This window comes from Janthinobacterium sp. BJB426, from assembly GCF_002735705.1.
GTDB lineage: Bacteria > Pseudomonadota > Gammaproteobacteria > Burkholderiales > Burkholderiaceae_D > Janthinobacterium.
Window position 1 is genome coordinate 364,478 of the sequence record NZ_PDZL01000005.1, and the last position, 19,463, is coordinate 383,940.

At 54.0% G+C, this 19,463-nt stretch carries 17 protein-coding genes; 7 read left to right on the forward strand and 10 right to left on the reverse strand.

Features of this window, described 5'->3' with window-relative positions; translation table 11 throughout:
* Nucleotides 1–28: 28 nt before the first annotated feature.
* The 5 genes from CSQ93_RS28820 to CSQ93_RS11550 form a co-directional block, all read right to left on the reverse strand.
* The gene (locus tag CSQ93_RS28820; protein ID WP_158301201.1) at nucleotides 29–1,225 is read right to left on the reverse strand and encodes a hypothetical protein; all 1,197 of its coding nucleotides are present in this window, start codon (nucleotides 1,223–1,225) and stop codon (nucleotides 29–31) included.
* A complete protein-coding gene (locus CSQ93_RS11535) occupies nucleotides 1,218–2,210 on the reverse strand; it encodes a glycosyltransferase (RefSeq protein ID WP_099378156.1) in 993 nt (330 codons plus the stop codon). Before CSQ93_RS11535 ends, CSQ93_RS28820 begins: the two co-directional genes overlap by 8 nt.
* A 15-nt stretch (nucleotides 2,211–2,225) precedes the next feature.
* Nucleotides 2,226–3,455, reverse strand: coding sequence for an oligosaccharide flippase family protein (locus CSQ93_RS11540; RefSeq protein WP_158301202.1), 1,230 nt, complete (start codon nucleotides 3,453–3,455; stop codon nucleotides 2,226–2,228).
* An 87-nt stretch (nucleotides 3,456–3,542) separates the two neighbouring features.
* The gene (locus CSQ93_RS11545) at nucleotides 3,543–5,606 is read right to left on the reverse strand and encodes a beta-glucosidase family protein (protein ID WP_158301203.1); all 2,064 of its coding nucleotides are present in this window, start codon (nucleotides 5,604–5,606) and stop codon (nucleotides 3,543–3,545) included.
* Between the two features lie 1,001 nt (nucleotides 5,607–6,607).
* The gene (locus tag CSQ93_RS11550; RefSeq protein ID WP_099378159.1) at nucleotides 6,608–8,158 is read right to left on the reverse strand and encodes a DEAD/DEAH box helicase; all 1,551 of its coding nucleotides are present in this window, start codon (nucleotides 8,156–8,158) and stop codon (nucleotides 6,608–6,610) included.
* 321 nt (nucleotides 8,159–8,479) lie between these two features.
* Between CSQ93_RS11550 and CSQ93_RS11555 the strand changes: the two genes are divergently transcribed.
* Nucleotides 8,480–8,740, forward strand: a complete 261-nt coding sequence (locus CSQ93_RS11555) for an oxidoreductase-like domain-containing protein (RefSeq protein WP_233516141.1) — start codon at nucleotides 8,480–8,482, stop codon at nucleotides 8,738–8,740.
* Here CSQ93_RS11555 and CSQ93_RS11560 read toward each other — a convergent pair whose 3' ends face one another.
* Entirely contained in the window at nucleotides 8,741–10,423 is a 1,683-nt protein-coding gene (locus tag CSQ93_RS11560; RefSeq protein WP_099378161.1) for a methyl-accepting chemotaxis protein, read from the reverse strand.
* A gap of 565 nt (nucleotides 10,424–10,988) precedes the next feature.
* Between CSQ93_RS11560 and CSQ93_RS11565 the strand changes: the two genes are divergently transcribed.
* Nucleotides 10,989–11,708 carry a Crp/Fnr family transcriptional regulator gene (locus CSQ93_RS11565; RefSeq protein WP_099378162.1) on the forward strand — a complete coding sequence of 240 codons (720 nt, stop codon included), beginning with the start codon at nucleotides 10,989–10,991 and terminating at the stop codon, nucleotides 11,706–11,708.
* A gap of 48 nt (nucleotides 11,709–11,756) precedes the next feature.
* Here the strand turns inward: CSQ93_RS11565 and CSQ93_RS11570 are convergent, their stop codons facing one another.
* Nucleotides 11,757–12,176 carry a GFA family protein gene (locus tag CSQ93_RS11570; RefSeq protein WP_233516142.1) on the reverse strand — a complete coding sequence of 140 codons (420 nt, stop codon included), beginning with the start codon at nucleotides 12,174–12,176 and terminating at the stop codon, nucleotides 11,757–11,759.
* A gap of 133 nt (nucleotides 12,177–12,309) precedes the next feature.
* Between CSQ93_RS11570 and CSQ93_RS11575 the strand changes: the two genes are divergently transcribed.
* Together CSQ93_RS11575 and CSQ93_RS11580 are read left to right on the forward strand one after the other, a co-directional pair.
* Nucleotides 12,310–12,801 carry a DUF4265 domain-containing protein gene (locus tag CSQ93_RS11575; RefSeq protein WP_099378164.1) on the forward strand — a complete coding sequence of 164 codons (492 nt, stop codon included), beginning with the start codon at nucleotides 12,310–12,312 and terminating at the stop codon, nucleotides 12,799–12,801.
* A 255-nt stretch (nucleotides 12,802–13,056) separates the two neighbouring features.
* Nucleotides 13,057–13,458: an STY0301 family protein gene (locus CSQ93_RS11580; protein ID WP_099378165.1), complete on the forward strand. Its 402-nt coding sequence runs from the start codon at nucleotides 13,057–13,059 to the stop codon at nucleotides 13,456–13,458.
* A 56-nt stretch (nucleotides 13,459–13,514) separates the two neighbouring features.
* Here the strand turns inward: CSQ93_RS11580 and CSQ93_RS11585 are convergent, their stop codons facing one another.
* A complete protein-coding gene (locus tag CSQ93_RS11585) occupies nucleotides 13,515–14,045 on the reverse strand; it encodes a DUF2947 family protein (RefSeq protein ID WP_099378166.1) in 531 nt (176 codons plus the stop codon).
* Complete coding sequence (locus CSQ93_RS11590) at nucleotides 14,033–14,758, reverse strand: pyridoxine 5'-phosphate synthase (protein ID WP_099378167.1); 726 nt, start codon at nucleotides 14,756–14,758, stop codon at nucleotides 14,033–14,035. Before CSQ93_RS11590 ends, CSQ93_RS11585 begins: the two co-directional genes overlap by 13 nt.
* A gap of 123 nt (nucleotides 14,759–14,881) precedes the next feature.
* On the opposite strand from CSQ93_RS11590, the gene CSQ93_RS11595 reads away from it, so the two are divergent.
* Both CSQ93_RS11595 and CSQ93_RS11600 read left to right on the forward strand, forming a co-directional pair.
* Nucleotides 14,882–15,595: a YjjG family noncanonical pyrimidine nucleotidase gene (locus CSQ93_RS11595; protein ID WP_099378168.1), complete on the forward strand. Its 714-nt coding sequence runs from the start codon at nucleotides 14,882–14,884 to the stop codon at nucleotides 15,593–15,595.
* A 96-nt stretch (nucleotides 15,596–15,691) separates the two neighbouring features.
* Nucleotides 15,692–16,168 carry a DUF2726 domain-containing protein gene (locus CSQ93_RS11600; protein ID WP_099378169.1) on the forward strand — a complete coding sequence of 159 codons (477 nt, stop codon included), beginning with the start codon at nucleotides 15,692–15,694 and terminating at the stop codon, nucleotides 16,166–16,168.
* 15 nt (nucleotides 16,169–16,183) lie between these two features.
* Here CSQ93_RS11600 and CSQ93_RS11605 read toward each other — a convergent pair whose 3' ends face one another.
* Complete coding sequence (locus CSQ93_RS11605; protein ID WP_099378170.1) at nucleotides 16,184–16,519, reverse strand: FKBP-type peptidyl-prolyl cis-trans isomerase; 336 nt, start codon at nucleotides 16,517–16,519, stop codon at nucleotides 16,184–16,186.
* 648 nt (nucleotides 16,520–17,167) lie between these two features.
* Between CSQ93_RS11605 and CSQ93_RS11610 the strand changes: the two genes are divergently transcribed.
* Nucleotides 17,168–18,844 (forward strand): DUF6119 family protein, encoded by a 1,677-nt coding sequence (locus CSQ93_RS11610; protein ID WP_099378171.1) that lies wholly within the window; start codon nucleotides 17,168–17,170, stop codon nucleotides 18,842–18,844.
* Nucleotides 18,845–19,463 lie beyond the last annotated feature (619 nt).

The window sequence follows — 19,463 nt, forward strand, 5'->3', positions numbered from 1 at the left end:
TTTCTCTATAAATAATTAACATGACACGTCAGGTACGGTTGCGCATACGCGCCACATATATCACCGACACCCATAAAATAATCGCAATCACTGGCTGGAAAAAATTCCCACTTGCAAAAAGCATATTCAGCATGGACATGAGGAAAATCAGCACTGTCGTTTTTCGATCTACATCAGCGCTGTTCAACGTGTCGAAGTAACAAGTTACTTTATAAATCAACGTGATGAAATAAATCAACAAGGCACTAAACAACGGCAATCCTGCAATTGAAATTATATCAAAATATGCATTATGCATCATTGGCAAATCGGGATAACCTAGAGAGCCAGAACCGCCAAATACACCCATGCCCCAGAACAGCCTGTTCAAGCCGTAAAAATCGAAGACAATACCAGGCAATTCAATGATCCGGTCAAATGCACTTTGCAAGAGGGATACATCGGATTGAACGTCCTCCCCCGCGGCACCTAGCGAACTCTTAAATCCTACTTCAGCAATATCATATAGTCCTGTGCTCCACAAAACAACTGCACCAATGACTAATACAATCAAGCCAATCTTAAACAGCTGCCTAAAGGAAACTTTTTCAATTATCGCAATACCTACCGCTGCGATGAAAATATTTGCAATTGCAGCCTTCTGCAGAGAAATAAAGCCGCCAGAAACGATTATGGATATCAGCAATATTCTTTTCCATCCCTGAAAATAAAAATAGCTTGAAATTATGGCCATCCCACAAATTACTCCGTACACGGTCAGGCTTCCTGCGAGTGATGCATATCGAGAAAAACCAGCTCGCTCACTTGACTCTGCAAACCAATCAATGGGACCGAAGATAAATTGAAAATATAATGACAGGGCGCATAATGCCATGAACTGACTAAAAACCATCCAAAACACATCGACTTTATCGCTCCGGACAATCATTAATGCACTCAAAAATGCCATAATCAAGCTTGAGAAACGGAATATACCGAGTGCAGCCCCACCATAATCATCATTGTAAATAACGGACAATAACAAAACATAAAAGAATACACAGCAAAGTGTCGCAATAGCAATGACATCACTCTTTGTCAGCTTATAACTCACATAAAACCAGGTACAAGTCGCAAGAAAAATAATTCCCTGTATTGCAACATATGCACTATTTACGTTCCTCAATAAATGAAGGAAAAATGACCATATAAGCAACGATATCAATACATTATAGACTTTAGTCATACCATCCCGCCCCAACACTAGCCTGCGTCAGGCGATCCTCACGCGACCTGACTCCGGCGAGATAATTGCATAACAACACATAACGATATGCTCGTGAGAAATAGAAATTTCTTTTTGCATCTGTTTTTTGCAAAAATAATTCTATGGTACGACAAAAATATCGATTAAACAGAATCGACAAAAGCGCTCTTGCCAATACAGTCGAAATTCCTTTTACAGAATAGATCGTCTCGATCAACCTCAGTTTTCGATGCGAATGCACGATTTCTGGAGCTAAGCATGAGAGCATGTACATTCCATCACGTGCCGTGCAAAATATTTTTCGTTTATATTTGACAATATCACCATTATATTCGTGATGATCAATACAAAACCTTCCCATCCTGATTTTCATCCCGGCCTTAAGTATACGCCATGGAAATTCATGATCCTCGCAACCGTAACCGATAAAACGCTCATCATAAAACAAACCTGCCTGTATCAAATCTGTCTTTTTTGCCACCATATTCATGGAAACAAAACTCCACTGATCCAACTCCCGAAATGGCCAAGATGAAAAAGTAGGATGTTTTGAATCCCGATAACGATAATAATTACTGCCTCCTACCAGACTGGCGGGGAATCGAATTTCGCCACACAATATGACGCCTGGATTGTTACCCACATCAAGAAAAACATTCTTCAAGTAGTCAGCTTGCGGAACACAGTCATCATCAAGAAAAATCAACAAATCATGACGAGCCTCGCGGATGCCGACATTTCTTTTTTGTGCAACAATATTTTCACATTGCAAATGACGGATATTCAAACACGGATGAACTTCCCGGGCGCGCATGATGATTTCTTCAATTTGTCCGCCACTATGGCTGTCACATACCAGGACTTCAGCCTCTACGCCGGACGGTATCTGTTCAGCCAGACTGGAAAACATCAGTTCTATCTGTTTTTCACGTTTCCAGTAAGGAATAATTATTGATATATTCATTTTCCTTGCTAATTCCTAATTTTTATAACTGCGTATGCGCAATGCCATACAGATGCCCACTACCAGTTCCACCGCAAGCAATGTCACAGCGCCACCCGTTTCTTTAAGATAGTATGCCGCCGGCGCCACAATTACCAAACTCACTGCTGCTCCAGAAAAAATCGATCCCAAATAACCTTTCATATCTCCGCGAGGTATCATGAACAACAATCCCATCACCGAATTTATCAGAATAAAAAGCGGTGCAAAGGCGAGCACTTTTAATGCCGGGATAGCAGCCAAATACTTCACTCCAAATGCTTTTTCAATGAGAATTTCCGATATGAAAAACAAAACCAAAGAAATCACAAGCAGCATCAATGCCATCCACTTTAATATCTTTGTCGCCAGCGCCCGAGACACCTCCGGCTGATCAATATATAAGGCGTTCACTTTGGGGAAATATGCTTGCAAAATAGGAGAAAATAATCCACACACCGCCTGTTTGACGGTATTTGCGACATTCAAGTAGCCGACCGATTCCGGTCCGGCAACAAATCCGACTACTACCGGCGTCATCAGCGTATACATACTGGTTAATAGTGTCGATGAAAATACCTGAATACCTTCCAAAAATGATTTCCGAATTTCCAGAAATGAAAATCTCACCCAAAAAACAAGACGTCCATGATATATCGTCAAGATCGCAAATATTCCGGCCAGTACATTAGGAACAGCCAGCAAGAACATCGCCATATTGATGTCGCCTTCGCCGTTCACCAAGAAATAAAATGATATTAATACGCATGCACGTGACAAGATAGAAAAGGCGGTGATCGAACCCATCTTTTCCAGCCCTTGAAATAACCAAATAGGGTATATTACTGTTCCAATTACCGCTATAAAATTTATAAATAACAACTCTTTGATTGCACCGTAAGCATCAAATACCATAATCAAAAACAGCATCACGAATAATGAAATGACACTTAATATTGCTTTCGCCCACATGGTGCGAAAAAAGACATCCGAAATAATACGTTTATCTTTTCCCGCTATTGAAATACTCTTTGTCGCGCTATAATTAAAACCAAAGTCGGTCAGCAAGATCAAGAACTGCATTGTTGCCAAAGAAAAACTAAGAATACCGAATTTCAATGGCCCCAACGTATGCATCAAAAATGGGAAAACTAAAAGCGGCATCAAATAATTAACGCCCTGATTCCCCATAAGGTATACAACATTCAACTTCTGCCGGGAAATCACATCCAATCCCCGTAAAAATAGGAAATCATTAATTTAATTTTTTTCAAAATGTAAAGCCCAATCATCAACACTAGAAAATTTCTCTATTTATAATGACTTGGTGTTGCGTAATATGTTACGGGCCCTTGATGAATTTGCGACACGAAACTCGTAATTGCCTTTGGGCATAAACCATTGCCGTTTTAGTGCATCCCATACCTGCAAACGCTCCCGCCCAATTTTCAACTCCACTGTTCGTTGCTGGCCGCTATGCAAATGCACCTTCTCCCACCCTACCAGACGTTGCGGCGGTTCACCATCGAATGGTATGGATGCATAAATTTGCATGACTTCAGCGCCGCTGCGGCTGCCAGTATTTTTCAGACTAAAGCTGATCTTCACGTCACCATTCTGAGTTAACTCAGTTTTCAGATCCGTATAATCAAAGCTGGTGTATGACAATCCGTAACCAAATTCGAATAATGGTTCGATCTTGTGATGATCGTACCATCGATACCCCATCATCAGCCCTTCGTTATATCTGACACTTAAATTGCTTGATGAAATATTTTTCTGAGGTAAATCTTGTTCCATCTTCGGGAAAGAGATAGGTAGCTTTCCCGAAGGGTTAACATCACCAAACAAGATATCAGCGATGGACTCTCCTCCGCTATCTCCTGGATACCACGAAGCCAGCACCGCAGAAACGGTATTCAGCCATGGCATAGTCACTGCGGTACCGTTTTCCAGTACGACCACAGTACGAGGATTCTTTTTCGCCACAGCCTCGATCAATGCACGTTGATCGTAAGATTGATTGGCGGGATCGGTATGCTGGTCAGGCAACGCCAACGAAACCAGATCTCGCCCTTCGCCGCTGAACTGTGAAGCAAAAATAATTGCCACGTCAGCAGTCGCTGCGGCATCCGAGGCCGCACGCGTATCATTGCCATCAAAATAACGAACTTGAGCAAGCCCAGCCTTGGCCTTGATTGCCTGCAATGGCGATGAGGACGAATATGGAGCACATTCCGAAAACATTTTTTCAGGCAGTAAACAGACCACAGGATTGTTCACTGAGGCGAAAGGACCACCAGAGCCACCTCCTGCCATTACGCCCACAGAAGCGTGCGCTCCGATGACGACGATAGATCTGATAGCCTTGCTATCAAGTGGAAGAAGTCTTTTGGCCTCACCATTTACGCCTTGGTTTTTTAATAAAACAATAGAAGCGTCGGCCACTTTTTTAGCGACTATACGTCCATCGGCGCGATTTATGATGCCACCAAGAACTGGTGGAGAGTCCATAATGCCGACCTGAAACAGCGTTCGCAGCTTCCGTGTCACCATATTATCCAGCCTGCTCATGGAGACGAGGTCAGCAGCAATTGCAGATTTCAGTTTCTGATTAAAGTACGTAGGCTCTCCACCAGCGCCTAGAGCATCATCCTGCGAGCCTGGTTGCTCTTCATCCAATCCAGCGTTAGCCGCCCTCACGGTATCACTGACAGCGAAACTCCAGTCGGACTGCACATATCCCTTAAATCCCCATTCATTTTTCAACACGGAATTCAGGAGATAAGAATTTTCACATGCCTTGACCCCGTTGACATAATTATAAGCACACATGACATTGCCAGGCTGACCATCCTTGATCGCTATTTCAAATCCGAGCAGGTATAGTTGCCGCATAGTCCGCTCATCGACCACCGAGTCCGAAGTAAACCGGTTTGTTTCCTGGTTATTCAATGCAAAATGCTTGACCGTAGCAATAACCTTCTGCTGCTGCGTACCTAGCGTGCGCTGAGCCAAAAGATACCCAGCCAGTACGGGATCCTCGCCCAAATATTCAAAAGTACGACCGTTCCTTGGCTCCCGGATCAAGTTAATGCCGCCCCCAAGCCCCTCAACGAAGCCCAGCGTCCGCAACTCTCGCCCGATTAAAGCGCCGTACTCAAATGCCATATCCCGATCCCAACTGGCAGCGAGAGCCAATGTCGATGGCATCACCGTCGCATTCACATTGGCAACCCGGACGCTGGTCGAAGAATCAGCTATGTTGATATCTGGAATACCAAGGCGCTTGATACCAGGAATATAGCCCGCGCCATTCAACGGCGAGGCGCCGGGCCCGACCCCATGCACCAATTGGATTTTCTCTTCAAGCGTCATTTTCTGTACCAGAGCGGTAGCCCGAGCATCAGGGTTCCCTTCCGCCACACGAGGAACTTCAGCATTATTGTTGCCACACCCCAGGAGAAAGGTAGCAATAAAAAAAACGGCTGACGAAGAAAAACCCGAGGACTGCATTGTTGTTTAACCCTTCTCTATTATTAGTATTGACAATACACATGAAAATTCAATCTCACGCTATGTCCTCCGATGACGGCATTTCAAGTACTCGTTGATCTCTCGAATTTCAATAAAAAATAGCTTCAAGCGGCAATAAATAGCAGGTCTCGAAGCGGGTAACGGAGGCGACATGAGGAACATAAGGGCATGCAAATGATTGAAACGTCGCTGCTCACCCTTGACAAGAAAACCTCAAAATTGAAGGGCTTGACATTTTATACGAAAATACAGACCCCGACCACAAGCGCTTTACATTATTGCATCATTTACAAAATAGCAATAAAAATACATAAACAATAAAAGCTTGGAAATAGAATCTCAATAATATCAATAAAATACTGGAATATAATGACAGGAATTATTGATAAAAGTTATCACAAATGAAACTACTGAGGTGCAAATCATACTACATGCATAATATCATGCAGGATAAACATGATTAGCAAACGCAAAGATAAATCTTACAATTGGATATATTTGTTACAAAGTGGGTTGGCACCGACGCAAACAATCCATACAGAAAATGCAGGCTCAAGTGGCGCATAGGTAGGCAAACTGAAAGTGGCTAGAACACCGATCAAACCGGCTGCGCGTCGTGCTTTGTAGCCAGCGATGCTCACTGTCTCGACGGCTGCGTACATTCGCACAGCTGCGCTTCTCTGCTACAGCTCACTGCCGCTTACCACGGTGCCATTAGGCGCTGCAAATCGATATGGCAGGAAAATATAGCAAATCCACTCTTTCCTGCCACTACCCACATAAAATGAGGACGAAAAGGAACTCAATGGAATAGCCGTATGGAAATACGGTTCCAAAAGATATCAGCTCTTCAACAGCCCCCCCAGCAACGCGGCCACCTTTTGCTTCGGCTTGGCCGCGGCAGGCGCCATGCTGGCGGCAGCCGGGGCTGCTGCCTTGGCGGGCTCATATGGCTTGAGGAACCAGGGATCGGCCTTTTCGCGGCGGGCGCCCGGACCAAAGGCGGGACGCGCACCGCGCTCGGCGGAGCGGCTGTCGCGGCTCTCGCCGGCATGGCGGCTCTCGGGAGCGCGCGCGGGACGCGCCTCGCCACCTTCGCTGCGGCGCGGCGGGCGGCGCTCGCTGTCGCTGCTGCGGGCAGGAGCCGGGTTGAAGCCCGTCAATTCACCGCGCTTGATGCTTTGCTTGATGAGTTTCTCGATATCGGCCAGCAAGCGCTCATCTTTATCCGAGTAGATCGAAATGGCGTCGCCCGAGGCGCCGGCGCGGCCCGTGCGGCCGATGCGGTGCACATAGTCTTCCGCGTTGTACGGCAAGTCGAAGTTGATGACGCAAGGCAAGTCGGAAATATCCAGGCCGCGCGCCGCCACGTCGGTGGCCACCAGCACGTCGATCTCGCCCTTCTTGAACGATTCCAGCGCCGCCATGCGTTCCTGCTGGCTCTTGTCGCCGTGAATCGCCGTGGCGCTCATGCCTTCCTGTTCCAGCACGCGGGCCAGGCGCGAGGCACCGATCTTGGTGTTCGAGAACACGATGACCTGCTTCAGGTCGCGCTGGCGCAGCAGATGGGCGACCAGGGCATGCTTCTGGTCTTCCGTCACCTTGTAGACCACTTGCGTGACCTTGTCGGCCGTCTGGTTGCTGCGCGCCACTTCGATCGTCAGCGGATCGTTGAGGAAGGTGGCGGCCAGCTTCTTGATTTCTGGCGAGAACGTGGCCGAGAACATCAGGTTCTGGCGTTGCTTAGGCAGCAAGTTGATGATGCGTTGCAAGTCTGGCAGGAAGCCCATGTCCAGCATGCGGTCGGCTTCATCCATGACCAGCATCTGTACCTGGCTCAGGCTGATGTTCTTTTGCTCGATATGGTCGAGCAAGCGGCCCGGCGTAGCGATGACGATTTCCACGCCACCACGCAGGATGACGGTTTGCGGCTTCATGTCCATGCCGCCAAAGACGACGGTCGAGCGCAACGGCGTGTGCTTGGCGTAGGCCTTGACGTTTTCGGCCACCTGCACCGCCAGTTCACGCGTCGGCGTCAGGATCAGTGCGCGCACCGGATGGCGTGCCGGCGACATGCTGCTGCTGGCATGCGCCATCAGCAACTGGATGATCGGCAAGGAAAAACCGGCCGTCTTGCCGGTGCCCGTTTGCGCGGCACCCATCACATCGCGGCCTTGCAGCACGACGGGAATCGCTTGTTCCTGGATCGGTGTCGGATGGGTGTAACCCTGGTCGGTCAATGCGCGCTGGATTTCAGGCGCGAGGCCAAAGTCGGCAAAAGTCAGGCTGGGGGTAGCGGGTGCGGCAGGTGCTGGTGCAGGCGCAGCGGCGACGGGCGCCGCGTCAGGGGCAATCGCCGGGCTGGGCGTAGGAGTCGATTCGGTTTCAGACATAAATTTTCTGGTGTGCCTCCGCACTGCGGAAGCCATGCTTTCTCAATAAACAACATTTCGGGGCACAGGCAGCTCCGTCTTGCAAGCCATGGATCATTGTTCTTGCGGCACCTCCGTGCTCCGGGACATGCTGTAGGGCGTATGCGGGAGCGTCGAAGAGATGTGCTGCGATGGCGGCGGAGATCGCGCCGGCGGAACATCGCGCGCAGAAGATACAATATCAGTGCTGTAAACGATACCCTAATTCACCGCAACTGTACACGGAAACCGTGATTTTTGAGCAAAAAGCGTTCCAGCAACGGCGCGCCGGGATGCCGTATCATGCGTGCTCCGATACCAGCTCCGCCATCCCCTGCCCTCACCATGCCCACCCCGCCCTTGCCCCACGATCCGCAACCGCAGCCGCCCAACAAACCGGGCAATGACGAGTGCTGCCACAGCGGCTGCACCTTTTGCGTGCTGGAGATGTACCAGGAAGACCTGGCCGCCTACGAAGACGCCCTGAGAGCCTGGCAACAGCGCCAGCAAGCCGCTGCTGCGCCCGTCACCCAGGGCGTCAAGAAACCGCGCAAGCGCGCCTAATTAAAAGCTTTCCCACTCATCCACTGGCGCTGCGCGACGCGCCGTGCCGGCCAGTTGACGTGGCGCAGCTACCGGCGTCACGGCTGCCGGCGCCTTGACCGCCTTGACAGGCGCACGCGGTGCGGCAGCGCTGGCCACATCGAGCTTGAAGATGCTGACCACTTCGCTCAGGCTAGCAGCCTGCTCTTGCATCGATTCGGCCGCCGCGGCCGCCTCTTCCACCAGGGCTGCATTTTGCTGCGTCACCTGGTCCATCTGGGCGATGGCCTGGTTAACTTGTTCGATACCGGCGCTCTGCTCGCTGCTGGCGGCCGTGATCTCGCTCATGATGTCCGTCACGCGGGTGATGCTGGCAACGATGTCATCCATCGTGCGGCCCGCCTGATCCACCAGTTTCGATCCCGCCTCGACTTTCTCGACCGAATCACCGATTAGGATCTTGATGTCCTTGGCCGCCGCGGCCGAACGTTGCGCCAGGTTGCGCACTTCCGTGGCCACCACGGCAAAGCCGCGTCCCTGTTCGCCTGCACGCGCGGCCTCGACGGCCGCATTCAGGGCCAGGATATTGGTCTGGAAGGCAATGCCGTCGATGACGGCGATGATGTCGACGATCTTGCGCGACGAGGCATTGATCGACGCCATCGTGCCCACCACCTCACCGACCACCTTGCCGCCCTCGATGGCGATGCTCGACGAGGTCAGCGCCATGGTGTTGGCCTGGCGCGCATTGTCCGCATTCTGCTTCACGGTCGACGTCAGCTCTTCCATTGACGAGGCCGTTTCTTCCAGCGAACTGGCCTGCTCTTCCGTGCGCGACGACAAGTCCTGGTTGCCGGCGGCAATCTGGCTCGACGCCGTGGCGATGGTATCGGTGCCGCTGCGCACCTGGCCCACCAGCGTCTGCAGGCTGGCATTCATGTCTTTCAGGGCCTGCATCAATTGCCCCGTTTCGTCTTGCGATTGCACAACAATATGCGCCGTCAAATCGCCGGCCGCCACCTGGCGCGCCACGCCGACGGCCGCGATCAGCGGACGCGCCACGCTGCGCGCCACCCACAGCGCCAGCAGCATGCCAACGACGACGATGCCCACCACCAAGCCGATCAGGCTGGCGCGCGAGGCCGCATACGTTGCGTCGGCGCTGGCGCTCGAGCGCACGCCGCCATCCGTATTAATCGACACCAGTTTATCGAGGAGCACCATCATGTCCGCCATGACCTTGGCGGACGGCCCCACGGCCAGTGCGCGCGCCTCTTCTTTTTTCATGTCGCGCGACAGGCTCAGCATGGCTGCATGCAGGCGCATGAATTCATCGTTGAGCGCCAGGAAGCGCTCGAACACTTCCTTTTCGCCCGGTTCGGAAATCAGGCTGCGATACTTGTCGCCGTCCACCTTCAGCTTGGCCTGGGTTTCCGTCATGCGCGTTTCATTCTGCGCCATGTCGGCATCCTGCGCGGCCAGCATGTGCGCCAGTTCCCAGCGGCGGAAATCGCTGACGTCGCTGCGCATGGACATGGCCGCCAGCACGCTAGGCATCCAATTGTCAGACAAGTCGGTCGACGCGGTATTGATGCGCGCCATGGAAAAGATCGCCGACACGCCCAGCGCGGCCGTCAACAGCAGCACGGCGCCAAACGACAAGATCAGCTTGGTGGCAATTTTCAGATCAAAAAACCATTTCATGCGTTGCTTTCCTTCATTAAACGGGTCAACGGGACAAGACAGCCACGCGCAGTCAAAGGTAAGGCGCGGGCAGTGGGGCGACCAAGGAAGGCATCGCAGGCAGCAGCGGAGGGAAGCAGTGAGGGAGAGCAAGGGCAACGGCTCATCCCGACACACGAGTCAAATTTCCGCAATGCAACATTTTATCACCGTCGTAAGACGACACAGAGTGGTTTGATCAAGGCATTCAGCCAAAGTTCGCGGGTAGCGGGCAGCGTGGCGTATTTTTTTGTTCAAGCATGGCTGTTTCCACTGGGAAAAATGAAGGAACAGGCGTAGGAGTCGGATGACACGAGGCAATGTTCCTAGCCTACATAAGCGCGTCGGCTCATCCGATGCCCGTCCGCGGCCCCTGGTTCTATAGTGGATACAAGATTCAGCACAACGCTAGCAAGCCAGAAAAGCAGCGCCATCCAACAAAATCAGAAGACGAGGCCCTACCATGTACAAAGCTTATAGCAACCTGACACCAGCCACGCATACCCACGCCTCCCAGCACAACTGGCAACCCGCTCCCGCCACGCCCATGATCAGCATCACGGGCGCGCAACAGAACGAATTGCTGCGCGCCTTGTCGCGCGCCGATCTGGAGCGCCTGTTCTGCCAACTGGAACTGGTCGCTTTGCCTGCCGGCAAGCACCTGTTCGATTGTGGCGGCAAGATTGAATACACGTACTTCCCCACCAACGCCATCGTTTCCCTGCTGTATGTGATGGAAGACGGCGCCACCACCGAGATCGCCGTCATCGGCCGCGAAGGCGTGGCCGGCGTGGTGCTGTACGAAGCCGAGCGCGCCACCTGCACGGCCATCGTGCAAACGGCTGGTTACGGCTACCGCCTGAAAACAGCCTTCCTGCGCGAAGTGTTCAGTGAAGGCGGCGCGCTGGCACAATTGCTGATGCGCTACACCAGCGCCATGTTTGCGCAAATGGCACAGAACGTGGTGGGCGGCCGCCATTGCAGCATCGAACAAAAGCTGTGCCGCTGGCTGCTTGACCGCCTCGACCGTTCGCTGTCGAACGAGCTGAAGGTGACGCAAGACACCATGGCCAACATGCTGGGCGTACGCCGCGAAAGTGTCACCGTCACGGCCCGCAAGCTGCAGGACGAAGGCTTGATCCAGTACCGCCGCGGCACCGTCGAAGTGCTCGACCGCGAAGGCCTGGAAGCGGCCGCCGGCAATTGCTACAAGGCAGCCCGCGCCGGTTTCGAACAGTTCCGCAGCGGCATCAGCGCACACAATTAAGTACTCAGCGCCAAGTCATCCGCGCAAGCACGCTTCGGCGTGCTTTTTTCATTCCGGGATGTTGGCTCCGCTGCAAACCGGACGCGCCGCCTCAACATCCGCACCGGCGGCCAGCCACCAGCCTGGCCTGCCATCTTCAAACGAGTGGTATTCGGGCGCAAAGGCCGCCTGGGTGGGATCATCAAAACTGCCGACCAGCAAAGCCACCGTGGGCGCATCGTCGATGGCGCCGATGGAACTGCCACAAGCGGCGCAAAAGGCCCGGCTGGAATACTCGGAAGAGCGGTAAGTGGCCGGCACACCGGCCGTGCCCGTCCAGCGCACTTGGTCGCGCGCAAATTCCACCCACGCCACCATCGGCGCGCCAGTGTGCTGCTGGCAATTCCGACAGGAACAACTGTGCGGATTGCCGCCCTCGCCTGTCACTTCAAAGCGCACCGCGCCACATAAACAGCCACCTGTTTGCACCACATTCTCCATTGCCGCTCCCCGTTTGCACTGTTGCGTGCCCTGCCAGCAGACACGTACCCGGTATAATATTGCCATAAACCCGTCCCTGGCACGGTGCGCATCGTATGGCGCCGGCACTATGAAAGAATGAATGGAAGACATCAATTGCGAAGGCTTGCCGCATATCCGCGTACTGGCAGGCGAAAACACCGACGGCCCCGTGTATGAAACCCTGCCCACGCGCCAGATCGACGAGCACGTCTACGAACTGCTGGCCTCGCCCGGCCTGACCCTGAACCTGGCGCGCGGCGACATCGTCAACATCGCCGACCCGCTGGCCCCCGCCGAAGTCTTAAAGCGCGGCGGCAATTTCTGCATCCAGATCTATGCCGACGACGTGCCGCAAGAAGCGGTGGACCAGCTCGAACGCGACGTGCAAAGCCAGCTGGGCGGCACCCTGGATGGCCAGTACAAGGGCAACCTCACCTTCAGCGTGCCGGGACACCACGGCATCTACAACGTCAACGGTCCCTTCGACGCCTTCCGCGCGGCGACGGGCGTGGAATGGTACTTCGCCAATATCTACGTCAACCTCGATGACGACGATGACGAAACCTTGCTCAACTGGTGGGTGGATATGTAAAGTTCCTCGTGTTCCAGACGGGGCCATGACGCGCGTCAATGCCCCGTATTGCCCTGGCGCACATCAAGATACCTGCCCACATCTTGCGTACGCTCTCTCTACCTTCAGCCACAGAGAGAAACGCCATGCCCTACATCGCGAGTACCGACTATGCAAAGCAAAAAGAAATCGTAGGAAATGGCGAGTGCGTCACTCTGGTCAGGCACCTTACCGGCGCCACTGACTCTTCGCTTTGATCGCTCCGAACTCTTTCGAATGAAGCCGCTCGCACTGCTGGCATTTTCCATCGCGGGCATGGCGATGCCGTACGCTGCCGCAGCCCCCGTTGTCTCCGTTTCTTGCCCACAAGCGGCTCCCTCTACCTGGAACCTGCCAGCCGCCAGGCTCGACAGCGTGCGCGTGCTGTCCTATCCGGCGAATCATCCGCCGGTGGACGGCGAGGCCTTGCCCATCCTGGCCCCGATCAGGGAGTGGACAAGTGCCGGTACCTTGTATCAACGCTGGGATATCAATTTCGATGCCCCACGCTATCTGTTTCAGGTGGATTGCCTGTATGCCACTACCGAGCGCTACCTGCGCATGGATTTGCCAGGAGTCAAACAGTGCGTCGCAACCGTTAAACAGCGAACGAAAATAGTCAGGTTTCAGTGCAAATAAGCAACGCGGCTGGCATTCATCCGTAGCGCTTATCGCCACAGGATGGGCGCATCCCGTTAAACAGGCTGCAAACCTTCCTCACCACCCGCCAGCGCCCCCTGTGGCGAGAAATAAGCGAACTTGCCCGTGGCAGGCTGGTACAGCAAGGGGCCCTCGTCAGAAATGGCCAGCAAGCAAGGCCAGCATGCGGCAAGCGCGGCCGGTGTCAGCGCATAGGCGCGCGCCCGGCTGGCCATGAAAAAGACGGGCGCCGCCTCGGCAGCGTGAAAATGGGAAGAGAGAAACCTTGCCACGCATCCATCCTGTGCCAAGTGTTCGCTGGAAACGGCATCGAACTCGGCCAGCCAGTCCGGCCCCGACACCGTAGTCTGCAGGCGGTGTCCCGCGCGCAGTTGCATGGGATGCGTCTCGTCGGGATGGGCCGACACATGGCGCGTCCACAGTTGCGCCGCCGCATCGGGCGTCAGCGCTTGCACCTGTGCCAGCGTCTGTGCCGTGACGGCAAAGTCGGCATCGAAGAAGGGCCAGTCCGGCTCAGGCTGCAGCGGCCGGCCAGCGGCGCCACCCAAGTCCCCTACGATTGACATATCTCAAGGTAGCGGCCCAGCACCTTGTCCATGCCCAGTTCGATGCATTCGACCACCAGCGCATGGCCGATCGACACTTCCAGGATGCCGGGAATGTCCAGGAAGCGCGCCAGGTTGTGCAAATCGAGGTCATGCCCCGCATTCACGCCCAGTCCCAGCGCCTGCGCCCGCCGCGCCGCCTGCAGATAGGTATCAAACACGGCATCGGCCTGCGCGCCGCCATAACTCTCCGCAAACCGCTCCGTGTACAGCTCAACCCGTGCCGCCCCCACCTCGCGCGCCCATTCCAGCGCCGGGTAATCGGCATCGACAAACAGGCTGACGCGGATGCCCAGGTCGTTCAATTCCGCAATGGCGGGACGCAGCAGCGCCGTGTGCTGTTCAATGTCCCAGCCGTGATCGGACGTCAATTGCCCCGGCATGTCGGGCACCAGGGTGCATTGCGCGGGGCGCGCGCTTTTTACGACTTGCAGAAATTCCGCCACCGGATAGCCCTCCACATTCAGCTCGCGTCCCCGCTCCGCACACAGGCGCTGCAACGGGGCAACATCATCGTAGCGCGCATGGCGCTGGTCCGGACGCGGGTGCAAGGTGATGCCGGCGGCGCCCAAGTCGAGAAAGCGCGCGGAAAATGCCAGCAAATCGGGGAAGTTGCGGCCGCGCGAATTGCGCAGCAGGGCGATTTTATTGACGTTGACGGAAAGCTGGGTCATGGGAAGGTGAAGTGAAAGTGACGAGTCTGGCAGCGATTGTAGCGGATCGCCCGCGCAGGGCACGGCCAACCGAACTCATCGCTACGTGCTACGATGCAAGACAAGTTCCTTTCAATACATACCATGACCTACCAGCTATTCCTGTTTGACCTGGACGATACCCTGCTCGACTTCCGGGCGTCCGAAAAACGCTCCTTCCTGCACACCATGCACGAACTGGGCTTGCGCGACGGCATCGACGCGCTGTTTTCCCAATACCAGGCGATTAACGTCGACCTGTGGAGACGTTTCGAGACGGGTGACGTAACCAAGGATTTCCTGAAAGTGGAACGCTTCCGCAAGACGTTTGCACTGAACGGCATCGCCATCGATCCGGAACTGGCCAGCCGTCTGTATCTGGAATCGCTGCCGGACACGGTCGTGCTCATCGATGGCGCCAAACAAGTGTGCGAAACGCTGTCGCGCATCGGCGAAGTGGGCATCATCACCAACGGCGTCGAGTCCATCCAGAAGCGCCGCATCGCCGCCTCCGGCCTGAGCGACTACATCTCCTTCGTCGCCACTTCCGAAGCGTGCGGCCACGCCAAGCCGGACGTGCGCTTCTTCGAATATGCCGCCAACATGGCGCGCGCATTCAGCAAGGACACGACCATCATCATCGGCGACCGCCTGGACGCCGACATCCTCGGCGCTAACCGCTACGGCATAGCCAGCTGCTGGTTCAACCCGGACAGCATGGCCAATACCTCGGCCGCCATCCCCACCTGTGAAGTGGCCAGCTTGCATGACATCGTGCCGGCGCTGGACGTGATGCAGGTGAACTTGAAACAGGCTTGATCTTCCACAAGCGCACCACCTGAAATACGCTGGCAGCGGCACGAAACATGCCGCTGTTCGCGTACCATCAAGACTCGTCCATTCTGATGCCAGCCCATGCCTCCCTTCATCGTCCTGCTCGCCATCGCGGCCTTGATCCTGTTCTTTGCCATGCTGGCCACGCGCCAGACGGCCAAGTCGCGCAGGCCGCTGCGCCTGCACAGAAAACCCGTGATGACGGCGCGCGAACAGCAGATGTACCACCTGCTGCAGACCGCATTACCGGAATGCACGGTGCTGGCGCAAGTGGCGTTTTCCGCGCTGGTGACGGCGAAAGGATGGGCCAACAGAAACCGTTTCGACCGCAAGGTGGCCGATTTTGTTCTGTGCAGCCAGCAACTGAACGTCATCGCCGTGATCGAGCTCGACGACCGCAGCCACGCCGGCCGCGAACGCGAGGACAGGGAGCGCGACGCCATGCTCAAGCTGGCCGGCTATGTCACCTTGCGCTATGCCAACTTCCCCACGCAGCAGGCGTTGCGCGCCGACATCGAGCAACTGTTGCTGCAAAGAGGCGACGTCGTTCCAGCCTGATTGCACCATCGCGTATCAATCGCGCGTCAGCACTTCCAGCAACTCAATCTCGAAGATCAAATTGGAATGTGGCGGTATCAAACCCACCTGCCGCTCGCCATACGCCAGATGCGCCGGCACCCACAACTTGCGCGTGCCACAGACCTGCATGCCGTGCAAACCCAGAATCCAGCCCTGGATGACCTTGTTATTGCTCAACACACAGCGAAAAGGCTCACCCCGCTTGTGCGACGAATCAAACTCCGTGCCATCTTCCAGCCAGCCCCGGTAGTGGGCCGTGATCAGCGCGCCGCGCACCACCGCCTTGCCATCACCCACGACGATATCGTCAATCTTCACTTCAGCCGTCATCTCGTTTCATCCTTCATCAATCTCGATGCCGTGATTGTACGGCAGCATGCAAAAAGCCCCGGCAGTTGCCCGCCAGGGCTTCAATCGATACTGCGAACTCTGGTGGCCTCCCTTGAGTCGAACACGGCACCAACGGATTATGAGTTTGCCAGAAAAACCATGTCCGTAGGTAAATCAAGATCAAGTAAGCGCAAGTTGGCAAAGGCAATAGCATCCAACGAATCAATGAGTTAGCGAAATTTAGATCAATCGAAAAATCGTTAGGAGTGTACTGCTGCTCTACCGAATTACCTCTTCTTATTAATTCAGCCCTCTTTCAGTGCGGCTGCATGATCAGCACTGGTTCATCTATTCAATACGTTCGACGGAAAGCAGACATTGCATCCTTCCTCGTATGGCCTAAGACCCATGATCCGTCAGACTTGAGCATCAAAGCCGCTCTGTAGTACCAAGGGAGACAATGAAAATAGTCGCGCCGAACAAGAAGTACAATAGTTGACAATATCAGTATACTATTCAATCATATCCATTGAGGTTAAGCAATTCGTGACCAACTGCAACTTGTGACTGCTGGTGTCACCGTTGCGCGCTAAGACAGGATGACCTGCCTAATCATCCATACCATTAAAATTTCATAATAAGAAAACGATGGCAACCAAAGTATCCACTAAAAAATCGACAACTACGATCTCGCCCAGCGTCTACCATGAAGCGACCGTAGACCTGTCGATCCGCCTCATGAGTCCTGGGGTCAAGCCAGCCGACGCCTTGAAAACTGCACATGGGCTGGTTAAACATAAATGTGACTATGGCACGCTGCTTTACGAGACGCCCAAAGCGGAGCCCCCCGATTGGGCCAATTTCCTCGAAGCCAGCGCCCCCGGCCTCAAAGCGAAACTGAGCGGCCAGCACTCGTCCGCAGTGCTGCTAATCGAGGCGGGGCCGATCGGCGCCAATCGTCTGTTCGCCATATGCTTCGGCCAAGGCCATCACGCCATCGAAACCGACCGTATGGAACGACAATTCGGTCTGCGTGTTGTCCTGAACAGCGTCGCACGCGACAAGCTTCGCGGACTTGATAGCGCAAGCCTCGACTCCACTGTGATCCAGCGCCGCACCCAAGCCAGCCGCGAGAGCGACCTTCTTGAATTCGGACTCGATACCAATCGCGACCTGCTCCGCCTTGCATCCGGCAAACCGAGTGATGTAGCGCTTGCAAAGGCGATGTCCGGCAAAGATGCGCTGCAAGTCCGTAAGAAGATGGCTATCTCAAGTTTGCCGCAGTTTTGTGGGGAACTGCTAACCCTGTACACCGCCACGGAATATGAAAAAGATTTCAAGTTTATTGACCAGGTCAAACCAGTGCACAGAGGCGCACTACTCGACACCCTCGACGCCCAACTGTTCGCCGAACTGGCCGGCTTGGTCGCCGGCAAGGCTTCCGACCTGCATCTGGCGGTGCCGGACTTCCTCGGACCGGACCAGGTGCCGGAACTCTGCTATTACGGTTCCAACCTACCGCACAAGAAAGAACGCTTTAATGCGTTGGTGATCGAAGATTATATTCAAGAACTGACGGGCAGTTTCGCGAAAAACAAAGACATTGCGGACATCCGCACCCATGAAGTCCGTGCGATGAGCGCAGACCCCAGCAAACCTTTTGGCAGCATGAAAGTTTACGACTGTTTTGTATACGAAACCATCCACAGCCACACCACATACGTGTTGTTCGATGGGCAGTGGTTCGGGGTCAGCGACGACTATTACAAAGAGGTGGAGCAGTCCTATCTCGACGTACTCAAGCCTGCTTTCCTGCTGTCGTCCACAGCGAAGAACGAACGCGCTTTGATTGACGACCTGTGCGATCCAAGCTACCCAGACCTGCTGTGCATGGACCAGACCAAGGTCTCCCCCACAGGGGCCAAAGGCTCGAATATGGAACCCTGCGACTTCTTTTCCAAACAACAGCAGCTGATCCACCTCAAGGATTCTGCAACATCGGCGCCGCTCAGCCATCTGTGGAACCAGGGTCTGGTTTCGGCACAGTCGTTTCGGCTCGACAAGAAATTCCGGAAAGATGCTCGCAAGGAGGCCGGGAGGCGCGAAACGAAGCACGCTCGTTCCGGTTTTGTCGCCTTGCTGCCTAAAGTGGCTAGCATCAACCCATCGGACTACACCATTGTGTATGGTATCTTGAAGAAAAAACACGCGCGCACAAAAAAACTCAACATCCCTTTCTTCAGTAAGGTAGCGCTGCGTGGCATCGTGGAGCAGCTGACCATGATGGGATACAAGACGGAACTACATTTGATCGAAAAGTGCTAGTTCTCCTGCGCAATAGGCGGGTCATGCGGTTGCAACCCTCTGCCAGAAATTGAAATAATTAGAGAACGGATAAACAAATGAAAGACGATACCATGCGATATCTGTCTTGCTAGGTCGATTGACAAAATTGCACATCTGACATCGATCAAGTTCAATTTCATGAAATCCCCTTGTGTCAGACTACTTATATGGACGCCTCCCGTTTGCTAGTTATTTTTGTGTGCTGTTGGACAGGATAGGCTACAGTCACGCGCATAAAAAAATCTATGGTCACCCTCCTTTTTGCAAGCTGATTTTGTATGATGTGAGTAGGCTTGCTTAAATCTATCCGGCGTCTGGTTGGAGATGGATCTCCGCGCCACGATGAGAGTCGCGCCTGTCGGTCCTTAAAAGCCGCTCGGCCTTTGACAGCCGATTTTTTAGCCAGGTTATCCGTCAGGCCGGTGTGCCGTTCACGTCATCCAATGTCAGCAGTCGCAAAACCAGGTAGGTGTGCTGTAAAGCAGTGAGTCTTGGGAGGCCCTCATGTTGTCATGGGCGCCTCTTTTATTTCAAATTCGGTATGGTGGGCCGCGATGGCCCATGCCGTGCGCGCCAGTTTGTTGGCCAATGCGCAGGC

Bases quoted from the DNA above. Each gene is read 5' to 3' on its own strand.
- CSQ93_RS28820 (WP_158301201.1), bottom strand. From the start codon at position 1,225: ATGACTAAAGTCTATAATGTATTGATATCGTTGCTTATATGGTCATTT.
- CSQ93_RS11535 (WP_099378156.1), bottom strand. From the start codon at position 2,210: ATGAATATATCAATAATTATTCCTTACTGGAAACGTGAAAAACAGATA.
- CSQ93_RS11545 (WP_158301203.1), bottom strand. From the start codon at position 5,606: ATGACGCTTGAAGAGAAAATCCAATTGGTGCATGGGGTCGGGCCCGGC.
- CSQ93_RS11550 (WP_099378159.1), bottom strand. From the start codon at position 8,158: ATGTCTGAAACCGAATCGACTCCTACGCCCAGCCCGGCGATTGCCCCT.
- CSQ93_RS11555 (WP_233516141.1), top strand. From the start codon at position 8,480: ATGCGTGCTCCGATACCAGCTCCGCCATCCCCTGCCCTCACCATGCCC.
- CSQ93_RS11560 (WP_099378161.1), bottom strand. From the start codon at position 10,423: ATGAAATGGTTTTTTGATCTGAAAATTGCCACCAAGCTGATCTTGTCG.
- CSQ93_RS11565 (WP_099378162.1), top strand. From the start codon at position 10,989: ATGATCAGCATCACGGGCGCGCAACAGAACGAATTGCTGCGCGCCTTG.
- CSQ93_RS11575 (WP_099378164.1), top strand. From the start codon at position 12,310: ATGGAAGACATCAATTGCGAAGGCTTGCCGCATATCCGCGTACTGGCA.
- CSQ93_RS11580 (WP_099378165.1), top strand. From the start codon at position 13,057: ATGAAGCCGCTCGCACTGCTGGCATTTTCCATCGCGGGCATGGCGATG.
- CSQ93_RS11585 (WP_099378166.1), bottom strand. From the start codon at position 14,045: ATGTCAATCGTAGGGGACTTGGGTGGCGCCGCTGGCCGGCCGCTGCAG.
- CSQ93_RS11590 (WP_099378167.1), bottom strand. From the start codon at position 14,758: ATGACCCAGCTTTCCGTCAACGTCAATAAAATCGCCCTGCTGCGCAAT.
- CSQ93_RS11595 (WP_099378168.1), top strand. From the start codon at position 14,882: ATGACCTACCAGCTATTCCTGTTTGACCTGGACGATACCCTGCTCGAC.
- CSQ93_RS11600 (WP_099378169.1), top strand. From the start codon at position 15,692: ATGCCTCCCTTCATCGTCCTGCTCGCCATCGCGGCCTTGATCCTGTTC.
- CSQ93_RS11605 (WP_099378170.1), bottom strand. From the start codon at position 16,519: ATGACGGCTGAAGTGAAGATTGACGATATCGTCGTGGGTGATGGCAAG.
- CSQ93_RS11610 (WP_099378171.1), top strand. From the start codon at position 17,168: ATGGCAACCAAAGTATCCACTAAAAAATCGACAACTACGATCTCGCCC.